The organism is Mycobacterium sp. IS-1590 (assembly GCF_001500025.1).
In the GTDB taxonomy this organism is placed as follows: Bacteria; Actinomycetota; Actinomycetes; order Mycobacteriales; family Mycobacteriaceae; genus Mycobacterium.
Genome location: NZ_LQIW01000001.1, coordinates 88,426 through 114,401, shown reverse-complemented (window position 1 = coordinate 114,401; position 25,976 = coordinate 88,426). Strand labels below are relative to the sequence as shown.

The 25,976-nt window shown below is 67.7% G+C and carries 25 protein-coding genes, 3 tRNA genes and 1 pseudogene; 14 read left to right on the top strand and 15 right to left on the bottom strand.

Features of this window, described 5'->3' with window-relative positions; all coding sequences use genetic code 11:
• Positions 1 to 21 precede the first annotated feature (21 nt).
• From nusG to AU197_RS00515, 9 genes are all read right to left on the bottom strand, one after another.
• Complete coding sequence (gene nusG / locus AU197_RS00555) at positions 22 to 846, bottom strand: transcription termination/antitermination protein NusG (RefSeq protein WP_064400456.1); 825 nt, start codon at positions 844 to 846, stop codon at positions 22 to 24.
• Positions 847 to 887: 41 nt separating this feature from the next.
• The gene (gene secE / locus AU197_RS00550; RefSeq protein WP_064400455.1) at positions 888 to 1,301 is read right to left on the bottom strand and encodes a preprotein translocase subunit SecE; all 414 of its coding nucleotides are present in this window, start codon (positions 1,299 to 1,301) and stop codon (positions 888 to 890) included.
• 75 nt (positions 1,302 to 1,376) lie between these two features.
• Positions 1,377 to 1,449, bottom strand: a tRNA-Trp gene (locus tag AU197_RS00545).
• A gap of 167 nt (positions 1,450 to 1,616) precedes the next feature.
• A complete protein-coding gene (gene hadC, locus AU197_RS00540) occupies positions 1,617 to 2,180 on the bottom strand; it encodes a (3R)-hydroxyacyl-ACP dehydratase subunit HadC (RefSeq protein ID WP_064400454.1) in 564 nt (187 codons plus the stop codon).
• Between the two features lie 3 nt (positions 2,181 to 2,183).
• Positions 2,184 to 2,612 carry a (3R)-hydroxyacyl-ACP dehydratase subunit HadB gene (gene hadB, locus AU197_RS00535; protein WP_064400453.1) on the bottom strand — a complete coding sequence of 143 codons (429 nt, stop codon included), beginning with the start codon at positions 2,610 to 2,612 and terminating at the stop codon, positions 2,184 to 2,186.
• The gene (hadA, locus tag AU197_RS00530) at positions 2,599 to 3,075 is read right to left on the bottom strand and encodes a (3R)-hydroxyacyl-ACP dehydratase subunit HadA (protein ID WP_064400452.1); all 477 of its coding nucleotides are present in this window, start codon (positions 3,073 to 3,075) and stop codon (positions 2,599 to 2,601) included. The genes hadB and hadA overlap by 14 nt, the downstream gene beginning before the upstream one ends.
• A 52-nt stretch (positions 3,076 to 3,127) precedes the next feature.
• Entirely contained in the window at positions 3,128 to 3,295 is a 168-nt protein-coding gene (gene rpmG / locus AU197_RS00525) for a 50S ribosomal protein L33 (protein ID WP_059101288.1), read from the bottom strand.
• A 37-nt stretch (positions 3,296 to 3,332) separates the two neighbouring features.
• Positions 3,333 to 3,406 (bottom strand) — tRNA-Met (locus tag AU197_RS00520).
• Positions 3,407 to 3,439: 33 nt separating this feature from the next.
• A tRNA-Thr gene (locus AU197_RS00515) sits at positions 3,440 to 3,512 on the bottom strand.
• Positions 3,513 to 3,645: 133 nt separating this feature from the next.
• Here AU197_RS00515 and AU197_RS00510 point away from each other — a divergent pair.
• From AU197_RS00510 to AU197_RS00470, 9 genes are all read left to right on the top strand, one after another.
• On the top strand, positions 3,646 to 4,506 hold the full coding sequence (locus AU197_RS00510; protein ID WP_064400451.1) for an NYN domain-containing protein: 861 nt from the start codon (positions 3,646 to 3,648) through the stop codon (positions 4,504 to 4,506).
• Positions 4,507 to 4,540: 34 nt separating this feature from the next.
• Positions 4,541 to 5,254, top strand: coding sequence for an MBL fold metallo-hydrolase (locus AU197_RS00505; protein WP_064400450.1), 714 nt, complete (start codon positions 4,541 to 4,543; stop codon positions 5,252 to 5,254).
• Positions 5,255 to 5,281: 27 nt separating this feature from the next.
• Positions 5,282 to 5,950, top strand: coding sequence for a glycoside hydrolase family 25 domain-containing protein (locus AU197_RS00500; protein ID WP_064400449.1), 669 nt, complete (start codon positions 5,282 to 5,284; stop codon positions 5,948 to 5,950).
• Between the two features lie 34 nt (positions 5,951 to 5,984).
• A complete protein-coding gene (locus AU197_RS00495; protein WP_064400448.1) occupies positions 5,985 to 7,040 on the top strand; it encodes a phospholipase effector Tle1 domain-containing protein in 1,056 nt (351 codons plus the stop codon).
• Positions 7,041 to 7,179: 139 nt separating this feature from the next.
• Positions 7,180 to 7,998 (top strand): DUF8453 domain-containing protein, encoded by an 819-nt coding sequence (locus AU197_RS00490; protein ID WP_064400447.1) that lies wholly within the window; start codon positions 7,180 to 7,182, stop codon positions 7,996 to 7,998.
• Positions 7,999 to 8,087: 89 nt separating this feature from the next.
• Complete coding sequence (locus AU197_RS00485) at positions 8,088 to 8,789, top strand: crotonase/enoyl-CoA hydratase family protein (RefSeq protein ID WP_064400446.1); 702 nt, start codon at positions 8,088 to 8,090, stop codon at positions 8,787 to 8,789.
• Between the two features lie 9 nt (positions 8,790 to 8,798).
• Entirely contained in the window at positions 8,799 to 9,407 is a 609-nt protein-coding gene (locus tag AU197_RS00480; RefSeq protein WP_064400445.1) for a TetR/AcrR family transcriptional regulator, read from the top strand.
• Positions 9,408 to 9,509: 102 nt separating this feature from the next.
• Positions 9,510 to 10,247 (top strand): hypothetical protein, encoded by a 738-nt coding sequence (locus tag AU197_RS00475; RefSeq protein WP_064400444.1) that lies wholly within the window; start codon positions 9,510 to 9,512, stop codon positions 10,245 to 10,247.
• 31 nt (positions 10,248 to 10,278) lie between these two features.
• Positions 10,279 to 11,838, top strand: coding sequence for an HD domain-containing phosphohydrolase (locus AU197_RS00470; RefSeq protein ID WP_231744786.1), 1,560 nt, complete (start codon positions 10,279 to 10,281; stop codon positions 11,836 to 11,838).
• Between the two features lie 4 nt (positions 11,839 to 11,842).
• On the opposite strand, the gene AU197_RS00465 is transcribed toward AU197_RS00470, so the two are convergent.
• Together AU197_RS00465 and AU197_RS00460 are read right to left on the bottom strand one after the other, a co-directional pair.
• Positions 11,843 to 12,988: an NAD(P)/FAD-dependent oxidoreductase gene (locus AU197_RS00465; RefSeq protein ID WP_064400442.1), complete on the bottom strand. Its 1,146-nt coding sequence runs from the start codon at positions 12,986 to 12,988 to the stop codon at positions 11,843 to 11,845.
• 59 nt (positions 12,989 to 13,047) lie between these two features.
• Complete coding sequence (locus AU197_RS00460) at positions 13,048 to 13,404, bottom strand: VOC family protein (RefSeq protein ID WP_409366055.1); 357 nt, start codon at positions 13,402 to 13,404, stop codon at positions 13,048 to 13,050.
• A gap of 69 nt (positions 13,405 to 13,473) precedes the next feature.
• Between AU197_RS00460 and AU197_RS00455 the strand changes: the two genes are divergently transcribed.
• Positions 13,474 to 14,208 carry a DUF3060 domain-containing protein gene (locus tag AU197_RS00455; RefSeq protein WP_064400441.1) on the top strand — a complete coding sequence of 245 codons (735 nt, stop codon included), beginning with the start codon at positions 13,474 to 13,476 and terminating at the stop codon, positions 14,206 to 14,208.
• Here AU197_RS00455 and AU197_RS00450 read toward each other — a convergent pair.
• Positions 14,205 to 15,100 (bottom strand): annotated as a pseudogene (locus tag AU197_RS00450) (haloalkane dehalogenase). The gene AU197_RS00455 and the pseudogene AU197_RS00450 sit on opposite strands and share 4 nt — an antisense overlap.
• A 180-nt stretch (positions 15,101 to 15,280) precedes the next feature.
• Between AU197_RS00450 and AU197_RS00445 the strand changes: the two are divergent.
• Positions 15,281 to 15,523 carry a hypothetical protein gene (locus AU197_RS00445; protein WP_064400817.1) on the top strand — a complete coding sequence of 81 codons (243 nt, stop codon included), beginning with the start codon at positions 15,281 to 15,283 and terminating at the stop codon, positions 15,521 to 15,523.
• Between the two features lie 56 nt (positions 15,524 to 15,579).
• Here AU197_RS00445 and AU197_RS00440 read toward each other — a convergent pair whose 3' ends face one another.
• The 3 genes from AU197_RS00440 to AU197_RS00430 are packed head-to-tail and all read right to left on the bottom strand — an operon-like array spanning position 15,580 to position 17,522.
• On the bottom strand, positions 15,580 to 16,428 hold the full coding sequence (locus tag AU197_RS00440; protein WP_064400440.1) for a sulfurtransferase: 849 nt from the start codon (positions 16,426 to 16,428) through the stop codon (positions 15,580 to 15,582).
• Between the two features lie 3 nt (positions 16,429 to 16,431).
• Positions 16,432 to 17,040, bottom strand: a complete 609-nt coding sequence (locus tag AU197_RS00435) for an HD domain-containing protein (RefSeq protein WP_064400439.1) — start codon at positions 17,038 to 17,040, stop codon at positions 16,432 to 16,434.
• Positions 17,041 to 17,054: 14 nt separating this feature from the next.
• Positions 17,055 to 17,522 (bottom strand): LppP/LprE family lipoprotein, encoded by a 468-nt coding sequence (locus tag AU197_RS00430; RefSeq protein WP_064400438.1) that lies wholly within the window; start codon positions 17,520 to 17,522, stop codon positions 17,055 to 17,057.
• Positions 17,523 to 17,628: 106 nt separating this feature from the next.
• On the opposite strand from AU197_RS00430, the gene recC reads away from it, so the two are divergent.
• From recC to recD, 3 genes are read left to right on the top strand one after another with little or no spacing between them, the layout of a single operon-like run.
• A complete protein-coding gene (gene recC / locus AU197_RS00425) occupies positions 17,629 to 20,871 on the top strand; it encodes an exodeoxyribonuclease V subunit gamma (RefSeq protein WP_064400816.1) in 3,243 nt (1,080 codons plus the stop codon).
• Positions 20,871 to 24,155, top strand: coding sequence for an exodeoxyribonuclease V subunit beta (recB, locus tag AU197_RS00420; protein WP_064400437.1), 3,285 nt, complete (start codon positions 20,871 to 20,873; stop codon positions 24,153 to 24,155). Before recC ends, recB begins: the two co-directional genes overlap by 1 nt.
• Positions 24,156 to 24,160: 5 nt before the next feature.
• On the top strand, positions 24,161 to 25,840 hold the full coding sequence (gene recD, locus AU197_RS00415) for an exodeoxyribonuclease V subunit alpha (RefSeq protein WP_064400815.1): 1,680 nt from the start codon (positions 24,161 to 24,163) through the stop codon (positions 25,838 to 25,840).
• Positions 25,841 to 25,976 lie beyond the last annotated feature (136 nt).

The window sequence follows — 25,976 nt, the reverse complement described above, 5'->3', positions numbered from 1 at the left end:
CTCAACGCACACAAATCGCAGCTAGATCTTGGCGACCTGGTTGAAGGTCAGTTCGACAGGTGTTTCGCGGCCGAAGATGGACACCAGCACCTTGAGTTTCTGCTGCTCGGCGTTGACCTCGCTGATCGATGCGGGCAGCGTCGCGAACGGCCCGTCCATGACGGTGACCGACTCGCCGACCTCGAAGTCGACCTCGATCGGCGCGCGCTCGATGCCCCCGGCCTCGGCGGCGGCTGCACCGGCAGCGGCGGCCGCCTTGCCCGGCTTCTTCGCCGCGGCGGGCGGCAGCAGGAACTTCACCACGTCGTCCAGCGACAGCGGCGACGGCCGCGACGTCGCACCGACGAAGCCCGTCACCCCCGGCGTGTTGCGCACCGCGCCCCACGACTCGTCGTTGAGCTCCATGCGCACCAGGATGTAACCGGGCAGCACCTTGCGGTTGACCTGCTTGCGCTGGCCGTTCTTGATCTCGGTGACCTCTTCGGTCGGCACCTCGACCTGAAAGATGTAGTCGCCGACGTCGAGGTTCTGCACGCGGGTCTCGAGGTTGGCCTTCACCTTGTTCTCGTAACCGGCGTAGGAGTGGATGACATACCAGTCGCCCGGCTTGGTCCGCAGCTCCTTCTTCAGCGCGACCGCCGGATCCTCTTCCTCGGGCTCGGCGTCCGCGGCGGCCGCTTCACCGGCCGCGTCCTCCGTGGTGGCCGCCTCGTCGCTCACGGCGTCGCCGGCGACGTCGGCGTCCTCGGTCGCCGGGTCGGTGGTCGCGTCGGTCGTCGCCCCAGTCGTCTCGTCGATCAGGTCAACGCTCTCGGCCGAAGGCGTATCGCCCTCGAAGCTAGTCACTTGTCAGTCCTCTCGAAATTCTCATCCGTCGCGCGTACTCGTCAGCCGAACACCAGGGAGACCAGCTTGGCAAGGCCGAAGTCGACGCCGCCGATCAGCGCCAGCATGAAGGCCAGGAACAGCAGCACCACGCCGGTGTAGGTGATCATCTGCTTGCGGTTCGGCCAGATCACCTTGCGCAGCTCGGCCACGACCTGCTGCAGGTAGTTCCACACGAACAGGAACGGGTTCCGCGACGGTCCGTCGGCCCGCTTCTTGGCGGCCTTTTTCGCGGTGCCCGACCCGTTCTTGGTGGGTGAGGCCGCGGTGCCGGTGGCCAGGTCGACGGCTTCGCCCGCGTCCTCGCCGGCGGCTGCACGACGGGTCCGCTTACCCGACGGGCGGGTGGGTCGGGTCACGACGGCGCCGCGGCCGTTTTCGGTGTCGGAGCCGGCATCGTCGTGCTCGTCGCTCACCGCATGCTCCCTTGTCTGGTCATCTGGTTTGTGGGTCACCTTCCAGTGTCCACACTTGTCGAGTATTCAGTTGAGCAGGGGCGACAGGACTTGAACCTGCAACCTGCGGTTTTGGAGACCGCTGCTCTGCCAGTTGAGCTACGCCCCTTCAGAGTGGCACTGCGACAGGCCACCCGTTCGGGGCTCACACAATTCGCGCGCTCCCCGATCGGCCGATCTTCAAACCGACGGACAGCGCGCTGGACTGGGAAAACCCCGAGGACCGAGTGTAGCGCGCCACCGGTCCGAGTTACTAATCCACCGGCGAGCCGGCCGTCAGGCAGACACCTCGCCGTTCACGCTGTCGCCGCCATCGGGATCGTCGACGGGATCATGGACGACGGGCTTGCGGACCACCTGACCCGTCTCGGGATCCCAGCCGGCCGAGATCGAGTTGTCGCCCTCGTGACCCATCAGCGTGGTGAACGACTCCATCACGAGCTCGCCGTGTTGGTCCACCAGCTTGTTGCGGGTGGTGACGATGTCGGCGCCAAACCGTTCGTCGACGGTCAGGATCTCCATCGTGCCGGTCAGTTCGTCACCGACCTTGATCGGTCGATGGAACTTGAATTTCTGGTCGACCTGCACGATCTGCATCGTCTCGAAGCCGACGTCGTTGTGCTGGAAGAAATGCCGCTGGATCATGACGGCGAAGATCGACATGAACGTCGGGGGCGCGATCAGCGCATCGTGGCCCGAGGCCCGGGCTGCCTCCAGGCTGTGGCTCTGCGGATCATGGGCCTTGACGGCGTTCGCGTACTGGCGGATCTGCTCATGTCCCACGACATAGGGCTCCGGATACTTCCAGACCATTCCCTTGATATCGATTTTGAGTGCCACGGATCACGCCAGCTTCGCGACGGCCACCGCACGGCCGAAGATCTTCTTGCCACCGGTGGTTGCCGAGAGCGCGATGGTCACGGACTTCGTCTCGGGCTCAACCGATTTGATTCGTCCGCTGAAGACGATCTCCGCCCCGATGCCGTCGTTGGGCACCGGGACGACGGCGGTGAAACGCACGTTGAACTCGGTGACCGCCGCCGGATCGCCGACCCACTCGGTGACGTACCCGCCACCCAAACCCATGGTCAGCATGCCGTGCGCGATCGCGGTGTCCAGACCGACCTGCTTGGCGATCTCGTCGTCCCAGTGGATCGGGTTGAGGTCACCCGACACCCCGGCGTAGTTGACGAGGTCCTGCCGCGTCAGCGGAATCACCTTCTCGGGAAGCTCGTCGCCCTTCTTCACCGAGGCGAACTCACGCAGTGGCATCTGAAAAACCCTCTTCTCCGTCACCCGTCCGACCCGCCAGGGTCGTTAACGTCTCCTGCACCACGTCACCGGCTTCATTGGTGACGATGTTCTTCAACACCACGATGTCGGTGCCGTGGGCCTGCCGCACGGAGTCCACTTGCACCTCGCAGTTGAGCTTGTCACCCGCGAAGATCGGCTTGAAGAATCTGACCACCTGGTCGACCTGCACGATCTTCGCGTCTTTGATCCCGACACCTGCGTGCTCGAAGAAAGATATCTGCGCCATATAGCCGAGGACACTCATGAAGGTCAGCGGCGCAGGCAGCGCCTTGTGGCCGAGTTCGGCCGCGACATCCTCGTCGAAGAACACTCGGTCGTCGTTCTTGACCGCCACCGCGTACTCGCGGATCTTCTCGCGGCCGACGACGTAATGGTCGGGGTAGCGGTAGTGCATCCCGACGATCCGCTCGGACAAAGACACAGTTAGCTAACCTACCTAGTCAACCCGGGCCACGCCCACCGGCTGACTCGTTTTAGCGAGATTCCTTATGCGGCTGATGCTTGCCGCAGTTCGGGCAGAACTTCTTGATCTCGAGCCGGTCCGGGTCGTTGCGGCGGTTCTTCTTGGTGATGTAGTTGCGGTGCTTGCACACCTCGCAGGCCAAAGTGATCTTCGGCCGTACGTCGGTACTGGAGGCCACGTTCCTCGTCCTTCGTCTACGCGTTCGATATTGCCTGTAGCGGTGGGGGGGCTCGATCCCCCGACCTCACGATTATGAGTCGTGCGCTCTAACCAGCTGAGCTACACCGCCCCGGGATCCGGACGGATATCCGCCCGCTCACCGAGCCCCCTAACGGAATCGAACCGTTGACCTTTTCCTTACCATGGAAACGCTCTGCCGACTGAGCTAAGGGGGCCTGCCTGCTTCGAGGTTCGCGCACCGCGGCGCGAGCCTTAAAGAGGGTACATTCTCGCCGATTGCCGCGCCAAACCGCTGATCACCGCAACCACTACCGTCCGACTCTAGTCGCCGAACGATAGGACCGAACAGTGACCGAACCCGGCGCAACCCGTGTGGCGGTGTATCTCGACTTCGACAACATCGTGATCTCCCGCTACGACCAGATCCACGGACGCAACTCGTTCCAGCGCGACAAGGCCGCGGGCTTTCACAAGAATCCGGGCCGGCTGACGCAAGCGACCGTGGACGTCGGCGCGATCATCGACTACGCATCGTCCTTCGGCACGCTGGTGCTGACCAAGGCGTACGCCGACTGGTCGACCGACGTCAACGCCGACTACCGCGACCAGCTCGTCGGACGCGCGGTCGACCTGGTGCAGCTGTTCCCCGCCGCCGCGTACAGCAAGAACGGCGCCGACATCCGGCTCGCGGTCGACACCGTCGAGGACATGTTCCGGCTGCCCGACCTGACCCACGTCGTCATCGTGGCCGGCGACTCCGACTACATCCCGCTCGCACAGCGGTGCAAACGCCTCGGGCGCTACGTCGTCGGGATCGGCATCACCGGATCGATCAGCCGGTCGCTCACCGCGGCCTGCGACGAGTACGTCTCCTACGATGCGCTGCCCGGCGTTCCGGCGGTGAAGTCGGACGCGCCCAAGCGGCGCCGCACCAAGGCCGAAGCCGAGCAGGAACCGGAACAGCCCGACCCGCAGGCCGCCGCGACCGCGTTGCTCGAACGGGCGCTGCGCATCGCGCACGGCAAGGACGACTCCGACTGGCTGCACAACTCGGCGGTCAAGGCTCAGATGCGGCGCATGGACCCGTCGTTCTCGGAGAAGTCCCTCGGCTTCAAGTCGTTCAGCGACTTCCTGCGTTCGCACACCGACCTGGTCGAACTCGACGAGAGCAGCACCATCCGCATGGTGCGGTTGCGCGGCCAGGACTGAGCCCCGAAATCGGGGCCCAGATACGCTGACGCTCATGGCTTCGGATCGGCTCTACTTCCGTCAGTTGTTGTCCGGTCGCGACTTCGCGGCCGGCGACATGATCGCCCAGCAGATGCGCAACTTCGCCTACCTGATCGGCGACCGCGAGACCGGCGACACGGTGGTCGTCGACCCCGCCTACGCCGCAGGCGATCTCGTCGACGCGCTGGAGGCCGACGGCATGCGGCTGTCCGGCGTGTTGGTCACCCACCACCACCCCGACCATGTCGGCGGCTCGATGATGGGGTTCGAACTCAAGGGGCTCGCCGAGCTGCTGGAACATACGAGCGTGCCGGTCCATGTGAATGCGCTTGAGGCGGACTGGGTTTCGAAGGTCACCGGCATCGCGCGCAGCGAGCTCACCGAGCATCAGCACGGTGATGTGGTCAAGGTCGGCGACATCGACATCGAGCTCCTGCACACGCCCGGCCACACGCCCGGCAGCCAGTGCTTTCTGCTCGACGGGCGACTCGTCGCCGGCGACACCCTGTTCCTGGAGGGCTGCGGGCGAACCGACTTCCCCGGCGGCAACGTCGACGACATGTTCCGCAGCCTGCAGGCACTCGCCAAGCTCTCCGGCGACCCGACGGTGTTCCCCGGCCACTGGTATTCCGCAGAGCCCAGCGCCTCCTTGTCGGAGGTGCGGCAAACCAATTACGTGTATCGGGCGAGCAACCTCGACCAGTGGCGCATGCTGATGGGCGGCTGAGCTTCGTCCCCGAAGGACTGGGCGAGCGTGGCAGACACCCTCTATGCCGATGTCTCGGAATGGCAGGCCGGGGTCGACGACAGCTATCCGTACCCGGTGTTGTGCATCCGTTCCAACGACGGAACATATCGAGATCGTCGGTGGCGCAACAACTATGACTGGTGTCGCCGCAGCGCCGACAATGGGCGGCTGGCGTGTTTCCTGGTGTACTTCGTATGGCGACCGAACTGGCGCGAGACCGTGGCCACGTTCCGCGATCAGGTGGGCGACCCGCACCCGAAGATGGCGGTGATGCTCGACGTCGAGTCGTGGGGCGGTCGGATCCGCGGCAACCGCTCGGCAGAGCTCAACGCCACGCGCCGCGAGGTCGGCGCATTCGTCGGCAGCACGGCGAAGGTGATCGGCTACGGCAACGTCGGAGACCTCGACACCCTGTGGCCCCACAAACCGGCGGGTCTTCGGCTCGTCATCGCCGCCTATGGGCACAACCCGCCCTATCCCGGCAAGGTGGCGCATCAGTACACCGACGGCACCGGACACGGCGGCGGCCTACCCGAGGGCGCGCCACCCTTCGGCAACTGTGACATGAACTCCGCCGACGGTTTGACTCCCGAGGTTTTCGCAGGTGCATGCGGCATAACGGGTCGAGAAATACAAATTTCTGGACAACAAGGCCGCCTGGGGGCAAACTTGTAGACCCTAGCGTCAATTTTCGGGCCGGGGGGCCACCATGAAGAAGCTAGTACTGTGCTTCGACCGCATTCGTGGCTATCCCGAACCCGAAACCGCGACAAATGCCCATCGACTCTTTCGTCTGCTCGACGGCGTTCCCGACCAGCTCACCTGGTATCACCCGGGAGCCACGGCGTACCCCGGCAAGACGTTGCGGCCCTTCAAGGCCGCGGCCGAGGAGGCTCGCGGCGCCATCGCCGAGGCTTATCGCTTCCTGGTCGACTGCTGGGAACCCGGTGACCCGATCTATCTGTTCGGCGTCGGTCGCGGCGGTTACTGCGCTCAGACCCTGACCAGGTTGCTGTCCACGGTCGGGGTGCTGCCGGAGCTGACGGATTTCGTGCTCGGCGCGTATGCCCTGCCGCGGACCGGCCGCGACCAACAGGACTGGACGCGCGTCACCCAGATCGCCTCCCGGCTGGAGCAGCAGCGCGAAATCCCGGTCTCCGTCCGGTTTTTGGGCATCTGGGACGCGGTGAGCATCCCGGGTTGGACGCGCCGGTCCATGCCGGTGCCGATGCCAAACGTCGAATCGGGTAGGCACGCGGTGGCGATAGACGGGCGTCCGGGCGAACGATTGACCACCTCAGCGTCGGCGCACGTCGAGGAAGTCTGGTTCCGCGGCGCCCACTGCGACGTCGCCGGAGGACCGGGGGCATGCCGCCCGCTGGCCGAGATCAGCTTCGACTGGATGCTCGAGGGTGCGCTGAGCGCCGGGCTGTCGGCTCCTCACGAGAGCATGAACGCGTTGCCCACACCCGGTCACTACGACGCGCTCGCCGAGACCGCCCACACGATCTCGCTCCGCAGGCTTCCCGCGAATGCGGCCGTCCACGCCAGTGTCGAGTTGTACCTGCGCGAGCATCCGCAGTACTGGAAGCGCTTACCCGCCTGCGTGACGTGGTCAGACCTCGACTGGGCGGCACGCGGTGAGCGATTGGTCCACCCGACGGGCGCGACGGCCGATGAAGCGCTGGCCGACATGGGGCTCACCGCGTCGCTCGACGAGCTGATCAGCAATACTGCGCAGCTGAAACCGGCGAGCCTGTTGTGACGAATTCCGCCGGTCACGATCATCTGCGCAACGCCAGCTAATCGACGTCTCCGGCAATTGGCAAAGGGTGTGCGATCCGCGGCTGCGTGATATACAGCGGTGCGTGGATGCGGATGGGGTACTCGGCCTTTCGGCCGGGATGTGGACGGCGCTGGCCGCCTGGCTCGCCGTCGTGGTGGGGGTCGCCGCCCTGGTTTACGCCTGGCGGCAGTATCAGCGGGCGAGGCGGCAGACCGAAGAGCTGATGCAGCCCAATGTGGCGATGTTCATGGAGCCGGCGGCCAACGATTGGCATCTGATCGAGCTCGTGGTCAAGAACTTCGGTCGGACACCGGCCTACAACATCCGGTTCGATTTCGCGCATCCGCCGACGGTGGCCAAGTACGAGAACGTCTACGACGATCGTTACGTCGACATCGCCCCGCTGAATCTGCCCGCCGAGATCCCGTATCTGGCGCCCGGACAGGAATGGCGCATCGTCTGGGATTCGGCATTGGACCGTCGCGAACTCGGCGAGGCCATCGCATCCCGGTTCGACGGCGCGGTCACCTACTACGACCAGCAGGGGCACGCGAAGAAGAAGGGGTCGCGCCCCCGGTACCGCTCCACAGCGGTGCTGGACTGGTCGACGTTGCATCCGGTCGAGCGGCTGGAGCTGCTGACCACGCACGACCTGGCCCGCCAGGAGAAGCAGAAACTCGAGCTGCTTCGTCACCTGCTGACCTACTACCACTACGCGGCGAATGAGAGCCGCGAAGACGTGCTGCGCCAGGAGATCAACCGCGTGCGGTCATCGGTCGACGAGCTCCGCGACCGGTACCGCACGGAAAGTGAAGGGCCGCAGCGAAATCCGCGCAACGGGCCCGCTCCCCGCCGGCCGGTCGACATCGACGCCGAATTCGAGGAAGCACACACCCAGATCCTCAAGACCAACACGGCGCGGCACCGGATTGCGTGATCCCGGCTGCGCCGCGGCTCCCCGTGGCGCTCGTATCGACGTTTCGTAACATCGATACGATTAGCCGCACCGCGTTCGAAGGAGAAGCGATGAGCAACCTCGTTGGCTATGAGCTGAAAGATTCGGTCGCCACGATCACGCTGGACGACGGCAAGGTCAATGTCCTCGGTCCGGCGATGCAGACCGCGATCAACGAAGCGCTCGACCGTGCGGAGAAGGATGCCGCCAAGGTCGTCGTGCTCGCGGGCAACGGCCGCGTGTTCAGCGGCGGTTTCGACCTGACCGTGTTTCAGTCCGGCGACGTGCAGGCCGGTCTGGGGATGCTCACGGGCGGGTTCGAGCTCGCGGTGCGATGCCTGACATTTCCGGTCCCGGTGGTCATGGCCGCGACGGGTCCGGCCATCGCGATGGGGTCGTTCCTGCTGCTGTCCGGCGATCACCGGATCGGCCAGCCGAAGACCCGCTGCCAGGCGATCGAGGTGGCCATCGGCATGACGATCCCGGTCGCCGCACTGGAGATCATGCGGTTGCGGCTGACGCCGCCGGTCTACCAGCGGGCCGCGGCGCTGGCGTCGACCTTCGCCGGCGAGCAGGCCGTCTCCGGCGGGTGGCTCGACGAGATCGTGGAGGCGGATCGCGTGCTGGCGCGGGCGCAGGAGGTGGCCACGGAGCTGGCGAACACGGTGCACACCGGCGCACATGTCGCGACGAAGCTGAAGGCCCGCGAGTCTGCACTCAACGCCATTCGGGCCGGAATCGACGGGTTGGCAACCGAATTCACCCTCGGCTAGGCCAGCACGGTGCCGAGGGCGAAGCAGCGCACGCCCGAGCTGAAGGACCGCCTGCTGGAGGTGGCGATCGCGACGCTGTCCGAGGAGGGGATCTCGGGGTTCACCACTCGCCGCGTCGCCGAGCGGGCAGGCACGTCGGTGCCCGCGGTGTACGAGCTGTTCTCCGACAAGGCGGGGCTGCTGCGCGCGATGGTCTTCGAGGGATTCCGGCTGCTGGGCGCCGAACTGGAGTCCGTGCCGCTGACCGATGAGCCCCTCGCCGATCTCGAACGTCTGGTGCCGGTCTTCCGATCGTTCTGCCGGTCCTATCCCCGGCTCGCCCAGCTGATGTTCGCGCGGCCGTTCGCCGAACTGGAACCGGGGCCCGACGAAGCCGCCGCCGGCGCCTCGGTACGCGCGGCGTTCACCGGCCGCATCCAGCGCTGCGTCGACGCGGGGTTATTGAGCGGCGACGTCGCCGACATCGCCCACGTGCTGCTGGCCCTCGCGCAGGGGCTGACGGTCCAGGAACTGGGGCGGTGGCTGGGGACGTCCGCACCGTCGATCGAGCAGCGGTGGCGACTCGGCGTGCGCTCCCTACTGACGGGCCTGCGCCCCACCCTCCCAGGCGATTTGTGAGTGATCCCGTTCGTTCACCGATCGAAATCACTCACAAATCGCAACACAGTTTGGGGCGTTTGCCCCATGTGAGCGGCCTGCGCGGGGGCGCACGCTCACCGCATGACCACAACACCTCAGGCCTTCGCGGCCGCCACCAAGACGATGCCGCTGCCCGACGGAGACGAGGAGCGTGTCGTCGGCTTCGGCGTCATGGGCCTGCCGTTCGCCAACGGCCACTACCTCGCCTACCGGGATTTTCCCGAGACGTCGTTCTCCCCCGCCTACAAATCGGTCTGGCATCGCACACCGGACGGGGTGTGGACGTTCTACGCCACCACACCCGGCCCACAGAGCTGTTCGCGGTACTTCAGCTCGGCGACGCCGGTCGACCCCGTTGTCTGCCCCATCGACGCCGAGTGGCTCACACCGTGGTCGCTGTCGATTTCCATTGCCTCGGTGCTGGATTGGCGCGTCGACATCGCAACGACGGCGGCCACCCGCCTGATGAGTGCCATCGGTTCACGCTTACCCGCCGCCGCGGCACGCAACCGCCGAACGCTGACGGCGATGAGCCGCATCGTCGGGCCGGTGCTGGGCCTGGGGAAGGTGCGGCTGACCGGCAACCTGCCCAACGGTCAGGAGTTCCGCATCGCACCCCGGCGGGTGTGGGCGGTCGCTGATTCGTCGGCGGTCGTGCAGGGCGTCGACCTCGGTCCCGTCGGGCCGCACCCGGTGCAAGGCAACCTGGCCGACTTCCAGCTGCCGCAACGCGGCATCTGCGTCATCGCCCAGGGCCGGTTCGAGGCGTTCGACGTGGCCCGTCACCGCGATGCGGACCGTCTTGACCTAACGCACTGATCCGGCGATGCAGACGGTGCAGAATCGGGCTGTGACCGGCGCCCGCAGCCCGCAGGAGCTTCCGACCCGGGCGGAAGTGCTCGCGGCGCTGTCGGTCGCGGTCGACCTCGGGCTGGGTCAGCCCGCCGAGCACATGCTGCGGTCGGCGCTGATCGCGATGCGGCTGGCCGACCGGCTGCACCTGACGGCGCGGCAGCGTGATTGCACCTACTACGTGACGCTGATCATGTGGATCGGGTGTCACGCCGATTCGCACGAATACGCGCGATGGTTCGGCGACGACATCGCAGTACGGCGCAGTTCGTACCTCGTCGACTGGTCGGGGCTGCCGTACCAACGTTTCCTGCTGACCAACGTCGGCCGCGGTGAGTCGCTGCTGACGCGGTTGAGGACGGTGGCGACACTGTATGCCAATGCGCGCGGGCACATCTCGCGGCTGATCCACTCGCACTGCACATCGGCGGGCCTGCTGGCCGAGCGCATCGGCCTGGACGCCGACGTGCAGCATGCGCTGCGGTACACCTTCGAACGCTACGACGGCGGTGGGCTGCCTGCCGGTGCGTCCGGTGAGGGGATACCGGTCGAAATGCGGGTCGCTCAGGTCGCCGACATGGTCGAGGTGCACCAGCGCGAGTACGGCATCGACGGTGCGGTCGCGATGGTCCGCAGCAGGCGGGGAGGTCAGTTCGATCCCGCGGTCGTGGACGCTTTCGTCGCCGATCCCGCCGACATCCCGGCGGCCCCGTCGACCGGAGACGTGTGGGCGACGGCGCTGCGGTACGCGCCGGACCGTGCAACCCGCCTCGACGCCGGCGCACTCGACACGCTTCTGATGGCCCTGGGAGAGTTCGTCGACCTCAAATGCCCGTTCACACTTGGACATTCACGCGCAGTGGCCGAGCTCGCCGCAACCGCGGCCGAAACACTCGGTCTCGATGACGAAGCGGTCGCGACGACTCGGCGCGCCGGCTATGTGCACGATCTCGGTCGCATCGGTGTCTCTAATCAGGTCTGGTCGAAACCCACTGCGCTGACGACGGCGGAGTTCGAGCGCATGAGGTTGCATCCGTACCTGACCGAGCGGATCCTCTCGCAGGTTCCCGGTCTCAAGGAGATCGCGTCGGTCGCGGCCAACCATCACGAATGTCTCGACGGCTCAGGGTATCCCCGGGGCCTGGCCGCGCGGCAGCTGACGATGACCGACCGGTTGCTGGCGTGCGCGGTCAGCTATCAGAGTGCGCTGGAGCCGCGGCCGTACCGGGAGGCGCTCGGCCCCGCGGGCGCGGCCAGGCGGCTACGGGAACGGGTGTCGAAGGGGCAATTGGACTCGGCCGCCGCCGATGCGGTGCTGCAGGCGTCCGGTCACGCCTCGGGCAGGCGTGCGCCGCGACCCGACGGGCTTACCGCGCGTGAGGTCGAGGTGCTGCGTCTGGTCGCGCAGGGTGCGAGCAACAAGGACATCGCGGCCAAGCTGGTGCTCAGCGAGAAGACCGTACGCAACCACGTCGAGCATGTGTACGCCAAGGTTGGGGTCTCCAACCGGATCGGGGCGAGCATGTACGCGCTCGAGCACGGGCTCGCCTCGGGCTGACCGGTCAACGCGCGCCGAGCATCTCGCCGGCGCGGCGGTGGTCGTCGTCGGCGTTGAGGGTCAGCACACCGACGACGTCGCCACCCACCCCGTACCAGACCGTGAACCCGGTGTGGTGGTCGACGAACCGGGCCTCGACCGGCTCGCCGTCGAAGTCGACACCCCAGCCGCGGTACTTGAGTACGGAAGTGCCGATGGCGCAGGAGAACCCGGGCACGGTGTCCCATGCCGCGGGGAAACCGGCCGCGGTCAGGCCGGCGACGTGGCCCTGATGCGCGGCGTCGCGCCAGTGTTCGGCCGGGATGGGTCTGCCGGCGGTGACGTTGTGCGCCAGCGCCACATCGCCCGCGGCATACACGTTGCGCGCCGAGGTGTGCATATGCGAGTCGACGACGATGCGCCCGTCGCGCGTCTGCAGTCCGGCGGCTTCGGCGAGGCGGATGTCGGGGCGCACACCCGTCGCACACACGACGAGGTCCGCGTCGACGGCCTCACCGCTGTCCAACATCACGCGGGTGTCCTCGACCGCGGCGACGGTCGTCTCACCGGCGAACCGGACGCCGTTGTCCGACAGCAGTTTCGCGACGCGTTCACCGGCCTCGAGCCCGAACCGGCGCTGTAGCGGGACATGTTCGGCGGCGACGACCATCGTCGCGACTCCACGCTCGGCCAGACAGGATGCGGCCTCACATCCGATCAGGCCGCCGCCGATGACCACCGCGCAGTCGGAGTAGCGGGCGGCCATCTTGAGCGCCACCGCGTCGGCGAACGACCGCAGCGTCAACGCAGATTCGATCCCGGGAATGGGCGGTCGCACCGCCACGGAGCCGGAGGCGATGACGAGATGCCAGTAGGAGTAGCGCTGGCCACCCACAGTCACGACCTGCTGGCGGTCCACGTCGATGCGTTCGACCGTGATGCCGCGGACGAGGTCGATGCCGTTGCGTTCGAACCAGTGCTCACTGTGCAGGGCGAGCTTGGTGTCGCGGCCGCACAGGAATTCCTTGCTCAGTGGCGGCTTGGCGTACGGCAGCGCCGGGTCGGTGGTCAGGATTCGGACCGGGATGTCGGAATGCCTGCTACGGAAGGTCTCGGCAGCACTCACCCCGGCAGGACCGCTGCCGATGGCGATGAACCCGGGTGCCACCACGGGTTAGGAGTACCAACTTCGGCGTCGCGGTAACCGTCGTCAGCAAATCGGCTTCGCCGTTAGTCGGCGATGCCCCAGACCAGACAGAACGTGTGTCCCGCCGGGTCGCGGAACACCCGGAACTTCGAGTCCTCCTCGGCGTCGGACACCCGGGTCGCGCCGAGGTCGAGGACTTCGTGTTCAGCGGCATCGGGGTCGTCCACCGCAATGTCGAGGTGGAATTGTTGTGAACCGCGCGGGTCCGGAAAGCGCGGCGGCTCGTGTTCCGGCGAGAACTGGAACGCCAGCCGTCGGCCCTGCGGGTCGGTGAGCACCACCCAGGAGTCGTCCTGCTTTTCGATCTGTCCGCCGAGGACGCCCGCGTAGAAGGTGGCCAGCCGCATCGGCTCCCGGCAGTCGACGACGGTGGATCGCAACGTGCCAATCATGATCGTCGGGTTGCCGGTATTCAGGCGGTGCAAACGACGGTGTGGCACCATCTGCGCATGAACCCCGAGGACGACCCGGAGGCGCGTATCCGGCAGCTGGAGCAGCCGCTGGCCGACCGCGGCGCCGTCGAACTGGGCACGTCACAGTCACCGGCCAACGACTACCAGACGTCTGCGTTGCCCCCGCCGGTCTACGGTCCTCCGCACCAGCCGCCCTACCCTTCGCAGTCGCCCTACAGCGCGCCGCCGTTCGGCGTCTCGTTTCCGCCCGGTCCGACGAAGAGCGGCGCGCCGCTGGGGTTGATCTTCGGGTTGGTCGGGGTCGTCGTGGTGGTCATCGTCGCCGGCATCGGCGCGCTCGTGTGGACGCTGTCGTCGGCGACGGAGGAGATCGCCGGCCGCCCGGGGATCTCGATCGCGACCGGGGACGACCCCCGCGGCGGCAGCGTGACGATCGGGCCGTCACGCGGGGCGCCGACGCAGCTGCCCACGCAGCTGCCGGGTGAGCCCAAGGTCGCCGTGGCGCCGGCCGGCGGGCAGTACAGCGTGTCCGGGGTCGAGGAGAACGAGACGATCGAGTGCAACGGCAGCAACATCTCGGTCAGCGGGGTCAACAACACGGTGACTCTGCTGGGGCACTGCCTGAGCGTGACGGTTTCGGGGGTCGAGAATCAGGTCACCATCGACCGCGTCGACCAGATCGGCGCGTCCGGGTTCGACAACCAGGTGATCTACCACTCCGGTGACCCCGAGGTGAACGCCACCTCGAGAAACACCGTCACCCGAGGTTAGTTGCACCACTGCAGGATTCGCTCGGCCAGCTCGGGGCCGCAGTCCTCCTGCACGAAGTGGCTGCCGTTGATGCGGGCATGGGGTTGACCGGCTGCACCGGGAATGTGTTCGATCAACGGGCGATCGGCACGGCCGAGGATCGGGTCCTTGGCGCCGAAGACGCACAGGAACGGTTTCTGCCAGCGCCCCAACGCTTCCCACGCCGCGCGGTTGGCCGGTAACGCCGGGTCGTCCGGCTCTGTCGGCACCAGCGCGGGGAACGCCCGGGCACCAGCCTGAAATCGCTTGGCGGGAATGGCGCATCGTATCCGGCCCGGATACGTGCCGGCACATCGGTCACGGTGCCGAATGCGACGATACGACCGGCAGGCAGCACCGGCGAATGACGCGCGAACGCACGCCAGATCCGAAACGGCAGGTTGGCTGGGGTTTGGCCCGCGGGCAGGAAGCCGTTGGCCACGACGATGCGCGCGATGCGCTCGTCCTGCTCGGCGGCGATGCGCAGCCCGATCAGCGAACCCCAGTCCTGCACGAAAATCGTGGTGTCGCGCAGGTCCAGCGCCGAGAACCATGACGTCACCCATTCGACGTGACGCAGATACGTGTAATCCTCGATGTGACTGGGCTTGTCGGAGCGCCCGAACCCGATCAGGTCGGGTGCCAGCACCCGGCACCCACCGGCGACCAGTGGCGGAACCATGGTGCGGTACAGGTAACTCCACGTCGGTTCACCGTGCAGCAGGACGACGATCGGGCCGTCGGATGGACCTTCGTCGACGTAGTGCATGCGCACCGCCTCGGTGTCGGAAGCGGTGACGTCGACGTAGTGCGGCGCGAAGGGATAGCCCGCGAGGTTCTCGAAGCGGTCGTCGGGTGTGCGCAGAACGTCCATGGTGTGCTCCTGTCCGCTTCCTGCAGCTTAGGCCGTGTCCCCCGATAGGAGGACAGACGTTTCATCCGCCTCACCCGCCGGCCGGTCGACATACATCGGCCCCGCGGTGCCGCACTGTTGAGTCATCGCCGGAACACACCGGCAGACAGACAAGAAACCGAACTCAACGAGGAGATCGAAATGAACGCCACCGCCACCCGCCGCATCGCCCAGTTCTTCGCCCTGCCGATCGTCGCGGCCGGAATTCTGGCCGCCGCCCTCGGCTTCGCCGGCGCCGCCAACGCCGGAACCTACACCCAGGACACCACGCCGCGGCCGGGTCTGGTCGCCACCCCGCAGATCAAGGCCCACCCAGCCCCCGGCACGCACCACGGTCACGGCATCACCCACCTGCAGCAGGTGCAGCCGAACTATCACCCCTGATCACAGGCATCACTACACAGAGGCCCTCCCGGGCGGGGTGTGCGGGAGGGCCCCCGTCATGCGCCGGGCCCGCTCGCCACCGGGCGCGACGGGTCCGAACTCCATTGCGACCATGAACCGGGAAACAGCGCGGCATTCACTCCCGCCGCCGCCAGGCCCGCGATCGTCACCGCCGCGGTGACGCCCGACCCGCAGTAGACCGCCACGTCGCCGTCGCCCACCTCCCCCAACGCCCGGGCCAATTCGTCGTCGTCCAGCAGGGCCCCGTCCTCGGTCAGCAGGCGGGTGCTCGGCACGTTGAGCGCACCGGGAATGTGGCCGGCGACCGGATCGACCGGTTCCACGTCGCCGCGGAACCGTTCGGGCGCCCGCGCGTCGAGCACCAACCGGCCCGGTTCGAGTAGGGCGTCGGCGGTGACGGTCGGGCGTGCCCCGTCGTACAGGTCGTCGTGGGCGACGGTGACGTTCCCGGGTGCGGGTTCGACGATGCCGGATTCCAGCTGACGGCCAACCGCCGTCCACGCCGCGAGCCCGCCGTCGAGGATGCGGACGTCGTCGATGCCTGCCGCGGTCAGCACCCACCAGGCTCGCGCGGACCCGGCGCGGTTCCAATCGTCGTACACGACGACCGGCGTCCCGGCTCGCACGCCCCACCGGCGGGCGGCGGCTTCGAGCGCGGATCCGGACGGCAACGGGTGCCGTCCACGGCCTTCGACGGTGTGATCGCTCAACTCGTCCTCGAGCGACACGTACACCGCGCCCGGCAGATGTCCTTGTTCGTAGGCGGCACGGCCGTCGGGCTGCCCGAGCTGCCACCGCACGTCGAGCAGCGTCAGCGGTTCACCCGCGTCCAGTCGCCGCGCCACCTCCGCAGCCGAGATCCACACCGTGTCGCGTGCGCTCATACCTCAGACGGTAGCGGCGACCGGTGGGCCGATCTCCTCGGCCAACGTCTCGACGACGCGGGACAGTTCGTCGACCAACCAGCTGTCGCTACGGCGCCGGTACACCTCGAGCAGCGACCGGTAGTACCACAGATGCTCGTGCGGGTCGTCGGTGTTGAAGCGCTGCCACACCTTCGGGCCGAAGCGGCGCAGGTCGCGCAGGATCGCCCTCGCATTGTCCAGCTTGTCGGCCGCCGACACGCGAATTGTGCTGTCGGAGGCGGTGTTCAGGTGCTCAATGTAGGCCTGCTTGCGCTCACGCCACGGCGGTTTGGGTGTCACGAGCGTGTCGCTGCACTCCTCGACGATGGCGGCGACCTCGGGCCCGAAACGTTCTTCGATCTGTGTGAGCGTCACGTCTCCGCCCTGATCCTCGGCGGCGTCGTGCAGCAGCGCGGCGATGGCCTCGGTCTCGGTGCCGTCGGCCTCGATCACCAGGCCCGCCACCGACAGCAGGTGCCCGACGTAGGGCACCTGGCTGGCCTTGCGGGTCTGGGTGCGGTGCAGTTCGGCGGCGAATCCCAGTGCCTCTTGGAACTTCGGGCCAAGGCGCGGTGACGTCGTCTCACTCACTTCGCGCTCCTTCCTCAAGCCGTCGGTGGCGGCGGATCGAGCATCACAGCGCGATCGCCGTTCCAGCGGTACCGCGCGCTGTGGATGGCCGCGGGCTCGCAGGCATTGCACTCACCCGGCACCTTGTAATTGAGCACGACCATGTCGTTGCTGCTGGCCGCGCTGTCCAGTGACGTAAAGCCGTACGCCTTGGAGGTGCCCGTTCCCAGATACTCGCCGCGATGGAACAGCAGCGCCTGCACGGGCGAGCTTCCGGTGCCGCCCTCGGTGGTCACCAGGATGGTCGACAGTTCTGCGCACGGGTCGTAGTTGCTGTCGACCGGGGTGCTGTCCCACTTGGCGCCGGTGAGCGGCTCGAACGGCAGCCGCGCGAACGCCAGGCGCAGCGCGGCGGCCTGGTCCGGGCCGCACGATGGCTGGGCGTTGGCGACCGGCGTCGCGACCAACGGGATGCAGGCGGCCATGGTCATCATCGCGGCCATCGAACGAATCATCGAATGTTGGCTTCCCTGGCTTCTTCGCTTGCAAACGTCCACCGCCACCGTAAACCCCGCGCCGCGTCGGACCGACCTCCTATCGTTGGCTTCGATGGCGCTTCACATCCATCGGGCAGAACGCACCGATCTTCTCGCCGACGGGCTCGGCGCCCTGCTTTCCGACCCCCTACCTGACCCGTTCGCCGAGGAACTGGTCATCGTCCCGGCCAAGGGTGTCGAGCGCTGGTTGAGCCAGCGGCTGAGTCACGCGCTCGGGCGTGGCGAGGGCGCCGACGGCGTCTGCGCCGGCATCGCCTTTCGCAATCCCCGCTCGTTGATCGCCGAGCTGACCGGCACCGAGCGGGACGATCCGTGGTCGCCCGACGCGATGGTGTGGCCACTGATGGAGGTCATCGACGCCACCTGCGCCGAGGACTGGTGCACGCCGCTGGCCACTCATCTCGGTCACTTCGAAACCGGTGAGGAGAGGGAACTGCGGCAGGGCCGGCGCTACGCCGTCGCCCGCAGGCTGGCCGGGCTGTTCGCCTCCTACGCCCGCCAACGCCCGCAGCTGCTGGTCGACTGGGAGAACGGCGCCGACGGCCACATCCCGGCCGATCTCGCCTGGCAGCCGCCGCTGTGGCGCGCGCTCATCGAGCGCATCGACACCGACACGCCACACATCCGCCACGCTAAAACCGTTGTGAGGCTGAGGGAGTCACCGACAGATCTGCCCGAGCGGCTGTCTCTGTTCGGGCACACCCGGCTGCCCAGCACCGAGATCGAACTGCTCGAGGCGCTGTCGACCCACCACGAGCTGCACCTGTGGCTGCCGCATCCCAGCGACGATCTCTGGCAGCAACTCAAGGGATCGCACGGGCAGATCCCCCGGCGCGAAGACACCAGCCACCGCCGAGTCGGCCACCCCCTGCTCGCCACCCTCGGGCGCGATCTTCGCGAACTGCAGCGCGCGCTGCCGACCGATGTGCACACCGACGACTACCTCGGCGGCCGCGAGCACCCGAACACGCTTCTCGGGTGGCTGCAATCCGACATCGGCGTCAACACCATCCGGCGAGAAGGCCGCAGGCACACCGTCACCGACCGTTCGGTGCAGGTGCACAGCTGCCACGGGTCGGCCCGCCAGATCGATGTGCTGCGCGAAGTACTGCTCGGACTGCTCGCCGATGACCAGACGCTCGAACCGCGCGACATCCTCGTCATGTGCCCGGACATCGAAACCTACGCACCGCTGATCGTGGCCGGATTCGGGCTCGGCGACATGATCAAGGGCGTGCATCCCGCGCACCAGCTCCGGGTCCGTCTCGCCGACCGGTCCCTCGTCCAGACCAATCCTCTGCTCGGGGTCGCGTCCCAGCTGCTGGCGTTGGCCGGCGGGCGGGCCACCTCCAGCGAGGTGCTCAACCTCGCGCAGGCCGCAGCGGTCCGCGCCCGCTTCGGCTTCACCGACGACAACCTCGAGGACATCACCCGCTGGGTTCGGCAGGCCAACATCCGCTGGGGCTTCGACACCGAGCACCGCAAACCCTACGGTGTCGACTTCATCCAGAACACATGGCGTTTCGGCATCGACCGCGTGCTGGCGGGGGTGGCCATGTCCGACGACTCCCACGCCTGGATCGACACCACGCTGCCCCTGGACGACGTGAGCAGCAACCGGGTCGACCTGGTCGGCCGGCTCGCCGAGTACATCGACCGCCTGCGATGCGCCGTTCAATCCCTCACCGGCACAAAGCCGCTCGCAAAATGGCTGCAGGCATTGACCGACAGCGTCGCCTTGCTCACCCGGGTGAGCGACGACGACGCGTGGCAGACAGCGCAACTCGAGCGCGAGTTCGCCGACGTGCTCGCCACCGCCGGCGCTCACGCCGACACCCTGATGCGGCTCTCCGACGTTCGCGCGCTGCTCGACCGGCACCTCGCGGGCCGACCGACCCGGGCCAACTTCCGCACCGGCACCCTGACGGTGTGCACGATGGTGCCGATGCGGTCGGTGCCCCACCGGGTCGTGTGCCTGGTCGGGCTCGACGACGGGGCGTTCCCCCGGTTGGGCGTGGTCGACGGCGACGACGCGCTCGCCCGTGAACCGATGACCGGGGAACGCGATATCCGTTCCGAGGACCGGCAATTGCTGCTCGACGCGATCGGCGCGGCCACCGAGACGCTGGTGATCACCTACACCGGTGCCAACGAGTACTCCGGTCAGGACCGACCGCCCGCCGTTCCGCTCGCCGAACTGCTCGACACCCTGGATCGCACCACCGAGCGCCCGGTCCGCGACGCGATCGTCGTGAAGCATCCCCTGCAGCCGTTCGACACCCGCAACGTCATCCCCGGCGAGCTGATTCCGAACGTGCCGTTCACGTTCGACTCGACGGTCAAACGCGCCTCGCTCACCCGCGCCGCCGAACGGGCGGAGCGGCCGGCATTCGTCTCGGGACCGCTGCCCTCGCCTGCACCCGATGACGTCGTGCTGGCCGACCTGGCCGCGTTCTTCCGCGATCCCGTCAAGGGCTTCTTCCGCGCCCTCGACTACACGTTGCCGTGGGAGGTTGACGGAGTCGAGGACGCGATGCCCGTCGACATCGATGCGCTCGAGGAGTGGACCGTCGGCGATCGCGTACTGCGAGACATGTTGAGCGGCATGGATCCCGACCAGGCGCGCCAGGCCGAGTGGCGGCGCGGCACCCTGCCGCCCGGCCACCTCGGATGGCGTCGCGCGAACGAGATCTGCAAGCAGGCCTCGCTCATTGCCGACGCCGCCCGGCCCTACCGCGGCGCCGATGCGACCGCAATCGACATCGACGTCGAGATCGGCGGCGGGCGGCGGGTCACCGGGACCGTGGCCCCGGTCTACGGTGACCGGCTGGTGTCGGTCACCTACTCCAAGCTCGACGGCCGCCATCTGCTGCAGCCGTGGATCCTGTTGCTGGCGTTGCTGGCTCACGAACCCCGTCGCGAGTGGAAGGCGATCGGCATCGGGCGGGCCAGGCGCGGCACCACGCCGCGGGTCGAGTCGATGGGCAGGCCGGCCGAACACGCGCGCGAGCTGCTCGCCGATCTGGTGGCGATGTACGACCAGGGCCGCCGTGAACCGCTTCCGCTGCCGGTGAAGACGTCCTATGCGTGGGCAGAGGCCGTGCACGGCCACGGCGACCCCGAACAGCGGGCCGGCTACAAGTGGAAGTCCGGTCGGTATCCCGGTGAGGAGGCCGAACCCGCGTACCAGCTGGCATTCGGCAAGAACACCTGGTTGCAGCACCTCGTCGAACGCGGTCTCGACATGTACGCCGGTCGGTTGTGGCTGCCGATGCTGCGGGCATTGGAGACCTGATGGAACCCTTCGATCTGTTGGGTGAGCTACCCGCCGAACGCTCCACCACAGTGCTGGAAGCCAGTGCGGGAACCGGTAAAACGTTCGCGTTGGCCGGGTTGGTCACGCGCTACCTCGCCGAGGGCGTCGCGACGCTCGACCAGATGCTGCTGATCACGTTCAGCCGCGCGGCCAGCCAGGAACTGCGTGACCGGGTCAGGCGTCACATCGTCGACGCCGTACAGGCTTTCGCCGATCCGTCGAGCGTCGACACCAATGAGATCATCGAGCATCTCCTCGCGGGCACACCGAACCAACTGGCCAAACGCGAAACCCGCCTGCGCGACGCACTGGCCGCGTTCGACGCCGCGACCATCGCCACCACGCACCAGTTCTGCCAACTGGTACTCAAATCGCTGGGTGTCGCGGGTGACAGCGACTCCCGCGTCACTCTGGTCGAGAGCCTCGAAGAGCTCGTCACCGAGATCGTCGACGACCTCTACCTGCACCACTTCGGCCGCGAACGCGACAATCCGCTGTTGACCTATGCCGATGCGCTGCGGCTGGCCAAGCAGGTCGTCGAGCATCCCGCGACCGAGCTGAGACCGGAAGACCCCCAACCGGACTCGCGTGCCGAGGTCTGCGTCCGGTTCGCCAGAGACGTTCTCGCAGAGCTGGAGGTCCGCAAGCGACGCAAGGGGATCCTCGGATACGACGATCTGCTGAGCAGATTGGCCGAGGCGCTGGAAGCCGACGACTCCCCCGCGCAGCTGCGCATGCACCAGCGCTGGCCGATCGTGATGGTCGACGAGTTCCAGGACACCGACCCGGTGCAGTGGCGGGTGATCGACCGCGCGTTCACCCGACGTTCGACGCTGGTCCTGATCGGCGACCCCAAGCAGGCGATCTACGCGTTCCGCGGCGGCGACATCGTCACCTACCTGAGCGCGGCCTCCAAGGCCGACGTCCAGAAAACCTTGGCCAACAACTGGCGCAGCGACGAGGCGCTGGTCAACCGACTGCAGGCGGTGCTGCGCGGCGCACAACTGGGTCACGAGAAGATCGTCGTGCACGACGTCGCCGCCAAGCACGAAGGCTCACGACTGGCCGGCGCGCCGTGCGACGAGCCGTTCCGGTTGCGGGTCGTGCGCCGAAACACGTTCGGCCGCAGCGGAACCAGCGTCCTACCGATCGATCAACTGCGCACCCACATCCCCAAGGATCTGGCGAGCGACATCGGCGCCCTGATCGATTCGGATGCGACGTTCGACGGTCGTCGTCTCGGCGCGGGTGACATCGCGGTCATCGTCGAGAACCACCGTGACGCGCGGGTCTGTTACCGGGCGCTGTGCGACGCCGGTATTCCCGCGGTGTACACCGGCGACTCCGACATCTTCAATTCCGACGCCGCCGAGGACTGGTTGGCGCTGCTCGAGGCGTTCGACCAACCCCACCGGCCCGGCGTGGTGCGCGCGGCGGCCGCGACCATGTTCTTCGGCGAGACCGCCGAGACACTCGTCACGGGCGGCGATCAGCTGACCGACCGCATCGCAGAAACGCTGCGGGAGTGGGCGGGCCACGCCCGCGAGCGCGGGGTCGCGGCGATCTTCGAGGCCGCGCAACTCGCCGGCATGGGCGACCGGGTGTTGTCGTGGCGCAACGGTGAGCGGCAGATGACCGACCTGGCCCACATGACCCAGCTGCTGCAGGAGGCCGCCCACCGCGAACACTTCACGCTGCCCGCGCTGCGGGACTGGCTGCGGGCCCAGCGCGACGAACGCAGCGGCGCCGCGGAGCGATTCCGTCGCCTCGACAACGACGCCGCCGCGGTTCAGGTGATGACGGTGTTCGTCGCCAAAGGCCTGCAGTTCCCGGTGGTCTATCTGCCGTTCGCGTTCAACCGTCACGTGTTCGAGCCCGAGCTGGTGCTCTACCACGAAGGCGAGACGCGGTGCCTGCATATCGGCGGCAACGACAGCCCCGACTTCCACGCGGTGTCGAAGGTGGGCCGCGAGGAGGACGCCAGCGACGACAGCCGGCTGATGTACGTCGCGATGACGCGGGCCCAGTCGCAGCTGGTCGCCTGGTGGGCGCCTTCCCGTGACGAGCCGAACGGCGGGCTGTCACGGCTGCTGCGCGGCCGGCGGCCCGGCGAATCGATGGTCCCGGATGTCGTTGTCCCCGGCAAGGTTTCCGATGATGAGGCGCTCGCCCGGTTGAGGGAGTGGGAAGCCTTCGGCGGTCCGGCGATCGAGGAGTCGGTGCCGCGTCCGCGGCGTGCGCGTCCGGTGCCGCACGATCCGGCAGAGGTCGCCGCCCGCCACTTCCACCGGACCATCGACACGGCGTGGCGCCGAACGTCCTACAGCGGGTTGATCCGCGCGGTCGAGGCGATGCCGGTCAGCAGCGAACCCGAAGTGGCCGAGCTCGACGACGAGGTCGCCGAAATCCCGTTGACGACACAGGTGGCCGATGCCGATGTGCCGTCACCCATGGCCGAGCTGCCGACCGGCGCGAAGTTCGGGTCGTTGGTACACGCCGTGCTCGAAACCGCGGATCCGTTCGCCGCCGACCTCACGGCGGAACTGGAAACGCGTGTCCGCGAGCACTCCGTGTGGTGGCCGGTCGACGTCGACGCCAGCGCGCTCGCGGCGGCGATGGTGCCCATGTACGACACACCGCTGGGGCCACTGGCCGGCGGCGCAACGCTTCGACAGATCGGACTACGCGACCGGATGCGGGAAATGGACTTCGAATTCCCGCTGGCGGGAGGCGATTTGCGGGCATCCGCGCCCGACATCCGGCTCGCCGATGTCGGTGAGCTGCTGCGTGCACACCTGCCTGCGGACGATCCGCTGGCGTCATACGCGGAGCGCTTGACCGGCGCGGGTCTGGGACCGCAGCCGCTCAAGGGTTACCTGTCGGGCTCGGTGGACGCGGTGCTGCGCGTCCACGATCGGTACCTCGTCGTCGACTACAAGACGAACTGGCTCGGCGATCCCAACCGGCCCCTCACCGCGGCGGACTATTCCCGGCCGCGGCTGGCCGAGGCGATGCTGCACTCCGACTATCCCCTGCAGGCACTGCTGTACAGCGTTGTGCTGCATCGTTTTCTGCGGTGGCGGGTGTCCGGGTACTCACCCGAGCGGCACCTGGGCGGTGTGCTGTATCTGTTCCTGCGCGGGATGTGCGGGTCCGACACCCCGACCGAGGACGGCCATCCCGCCGGCGTGTTCAGCTGGCACCCGCCGACGGCGTTGATCACGGCGCTGTCGGATCTGCTCGACGCGGGCAGGGCAGCGTGACCGGCGTGGAGTGGCGGCGGGCGGTCAGCGCCACCGGCCTGCTGCGCACCTTCACCGACGCCGAAGTCCTCGACGCGTCGGATGTGCATGTCGCGCAACGGCTCTGCGATCTCGTCGACGCGCCAGACGATCGGGTGTCGCTCGCGATCGCCCTGGTGGTGCGCGCCCTGCGCAACGGGTCGGTGTGCCTGAACCTGCGGACCGTCGAACAGCAGGTCGGCCTCGAGGGGCTGCCGTGGCCCGCCGTCGACGGTTGGTTCGACGCCATCGCCGCGCACCCGTTGACCGGCCGACCACCGGCGCTGCACGTCGACGGGGACCTGCTGTATCTCGACCGGTACTGGCTCGAGGAGCAGCAGGTGTGCGACGACATCCTGTCGATGACGGCCGCGCGGCCGGACCGGCCGTTGCCCGATCTGGACAGGCTGTTCCCGCCGGGCTTCGAAGAGCAACGCACCGCCGCGGAACTGGCGCTGTCGCAGGGTCTGACGGTGCTCACCGGTGGACCGGGCACGGGCAAGACGACAACGGTGGCGCGCCTGCTCGCGCTCCTCACGAACGGAACCCGGTTACGGATCGCGTTGGCGGCGCCGACGGGCAAGGCCGCGGCGCGTCTGCAGGAGGCCGTACAGCTGGAGGTGGACAAGCTCGATGCCACCCACCGCGAAGCGCTGTCGGGACTGCACGCGACGACGCTGCACCGCCTGCTCGGTAAGCGACCGGAGACGTCGGTGCGGTTCCGACACAATCGCGCCAACCGGTTGCCGCACGATGTGATCGTCGTCGACGAGGCGTCGATGGTGTCGCTGACGATGATGGCTCGCCTGCTCGAGGCGGTGCGGCCGGACGCGCGGCTGCTGCTTGTCGGCGACCCTGACCAGTTGGCGTCGGTCGAGGCGGGTGCAGTCCTCGCCGACCTGGTCGACGGTCTCGGTCCTGGCCGGATCGCGGAGCTCAAGACGTCGCACCGGTTCGGTGCGTCGATCGGACGGCTGGCCACCGCGATTCGTACCGGTGACGACGACACCGTCATCGAGGTGTTGCGTTCCGGCGGCGAACACATCGAGTGGGTGGACACCGAGGAGCCCTCCGAGCACCTTCGTAAGGTGTTGGTGCCCAATGCGATTGCGTTGCGAACGGCGGCGGTTCTCGGCGATGGCGATGCAGCGCTGGGCATCTTGGCCGAACACCGGCTGCTGTGTGCGCATCGCCGCGGCCCGTTCGGGGTGCGCTACTGGAACCACCAGGTGGAGCGGTGGCTCTCGGAGTTGACCGGCGAGCCGATCTGGTCGACGTGGTATGCGGGGCGGCCGGTGCTGGTGACCGCGAACGACTACGGGCTCAACCTCTACAACGGCGACACCGGAGTCACGGTGCTCCGCGACGGGGCGCTGCGCGCGGTCGTCGCGGGCGCGGAGCGGCTGGAGTTCGCGACAAGCCGGCTCGCCGAGGTCGACACGATGCACGCGATGACGATTCACAAGTCGCAGGGCAGTCAGGCCGACGAGGTCACCGTGCTGCTGCCGCCGCGGGATTCGCGCCTGCTCAGTCGCGAACTGTTCTACACCGCGGTGACCAGGGCGAAGAAGAAGATCCGGGTGGTCGGCCCGGAGGCGTCGGTGCGGGCCGCCGTGCAACGCCGGGCGGTGCGCGCATCCGGCCTGGCGCGCCGCCTGCGCAGCTGATCCTCATTACTTTGTGGCGCGAACGTGGGTTACCCGCACGCTCCACGCGCCTGATGCGTGCCGCGACCCCACATTCGGCGAGGGGTGGGACGCGGTCGCGCCACGCCCTCGCGATGTTTAGGCCCGCCTACCTTCC

What these genes read in the sequence shown, in the direction of transcription:
- hadB (WP_064400453.1), bottom strand. Translation starts at nt 2,612, where the DNA reads ATGCCACTGCGTGAGTTCGCCTCGGTGAAGAAGGGCGACGAGCTTCCC.
- AU197_RS00505 (WP_064400450.1), top strand. Translation starts at nt 4,541, where the DNA reads ATGGCTTCGGATCGGCTCTACTTCCGTCAGTTGTTGTCCGGTCGCGAC.
- AU197_RS00495 (WP_064400448.1), top strand. Translation starts at nt 5,985, where the DNA reads ATGAAGAAGCTAGTACTGTGCTTCGACCGCATTCGTGGCTATCCCGAA.
- AU197_RS00490 (WP_064400447.1), top strand. Translation starts at nt 7,180, where the DNA reads ATGTGGACGGCGCTGGCCGCCTGGCTCGCCGTCGTGGTGGGGGTCGCC.
- AU197_RS00485 (WP_064400446.1), top strand. Translation starts at nt 8,088, where the DNA reads ATGAGCAACCTCGTTGGCTATGAGCTGAAAGATTCGGTCGCCACGATC.
- AU197_RS00475 (WP_064400444.1), top strand. Translation starts at nt 9,510, where the DNA reads ATGACCACAACACCTCAGGCCTTCGCGGCCGCCACCAAGACGATGCCG.
- AU197_RS00455 (WP_064400441.1), top strand. Translation starts at nt 13,474, where the DNA reads ATGAACCCCGAGGACGACCCGGAGGCGCGTATCCGGCAGCTGGAGCAG.
- AU197_RS00445 (WP_064400817.1), top strand. Translation starts at nt 15,281, where the DNA reads ATGAACGCCACCGCCACCCGCCGCATCGCCCAGTTCTTCGCCCTGCCG.
- AU197_RS00440 (WP_064400440.1), bottom strand. Translation starts at nt 16,428, where the DNA reads ATGAGCGCACGCGACACGGTGTGGATCTCGGCTGCGGAGGTGGCGCGG.
- AU197_RS00430 (WP_064400438.1), bottom strand. Translation starts at nt 17,522, where the DNA reads ATGGCCGCGATGATGACCATGGCCGCCTGCATCCCGTTGGTCGCGACG.
- recC (WP_064400816.1), top strand. Translation starts at nt 17,629, where the DNA reads ATGGCGCTTCACATCCATCGGGCAGAACGCACCGATCTTCTCGCCGAC.
- recB (WP_064400437.1), top strand. Translation starts at nt 20,871, where the DNA reads ATGGAACCCTTCGATCTGTTGGGTGAGCTACCCGCCGAACGCTCCACC.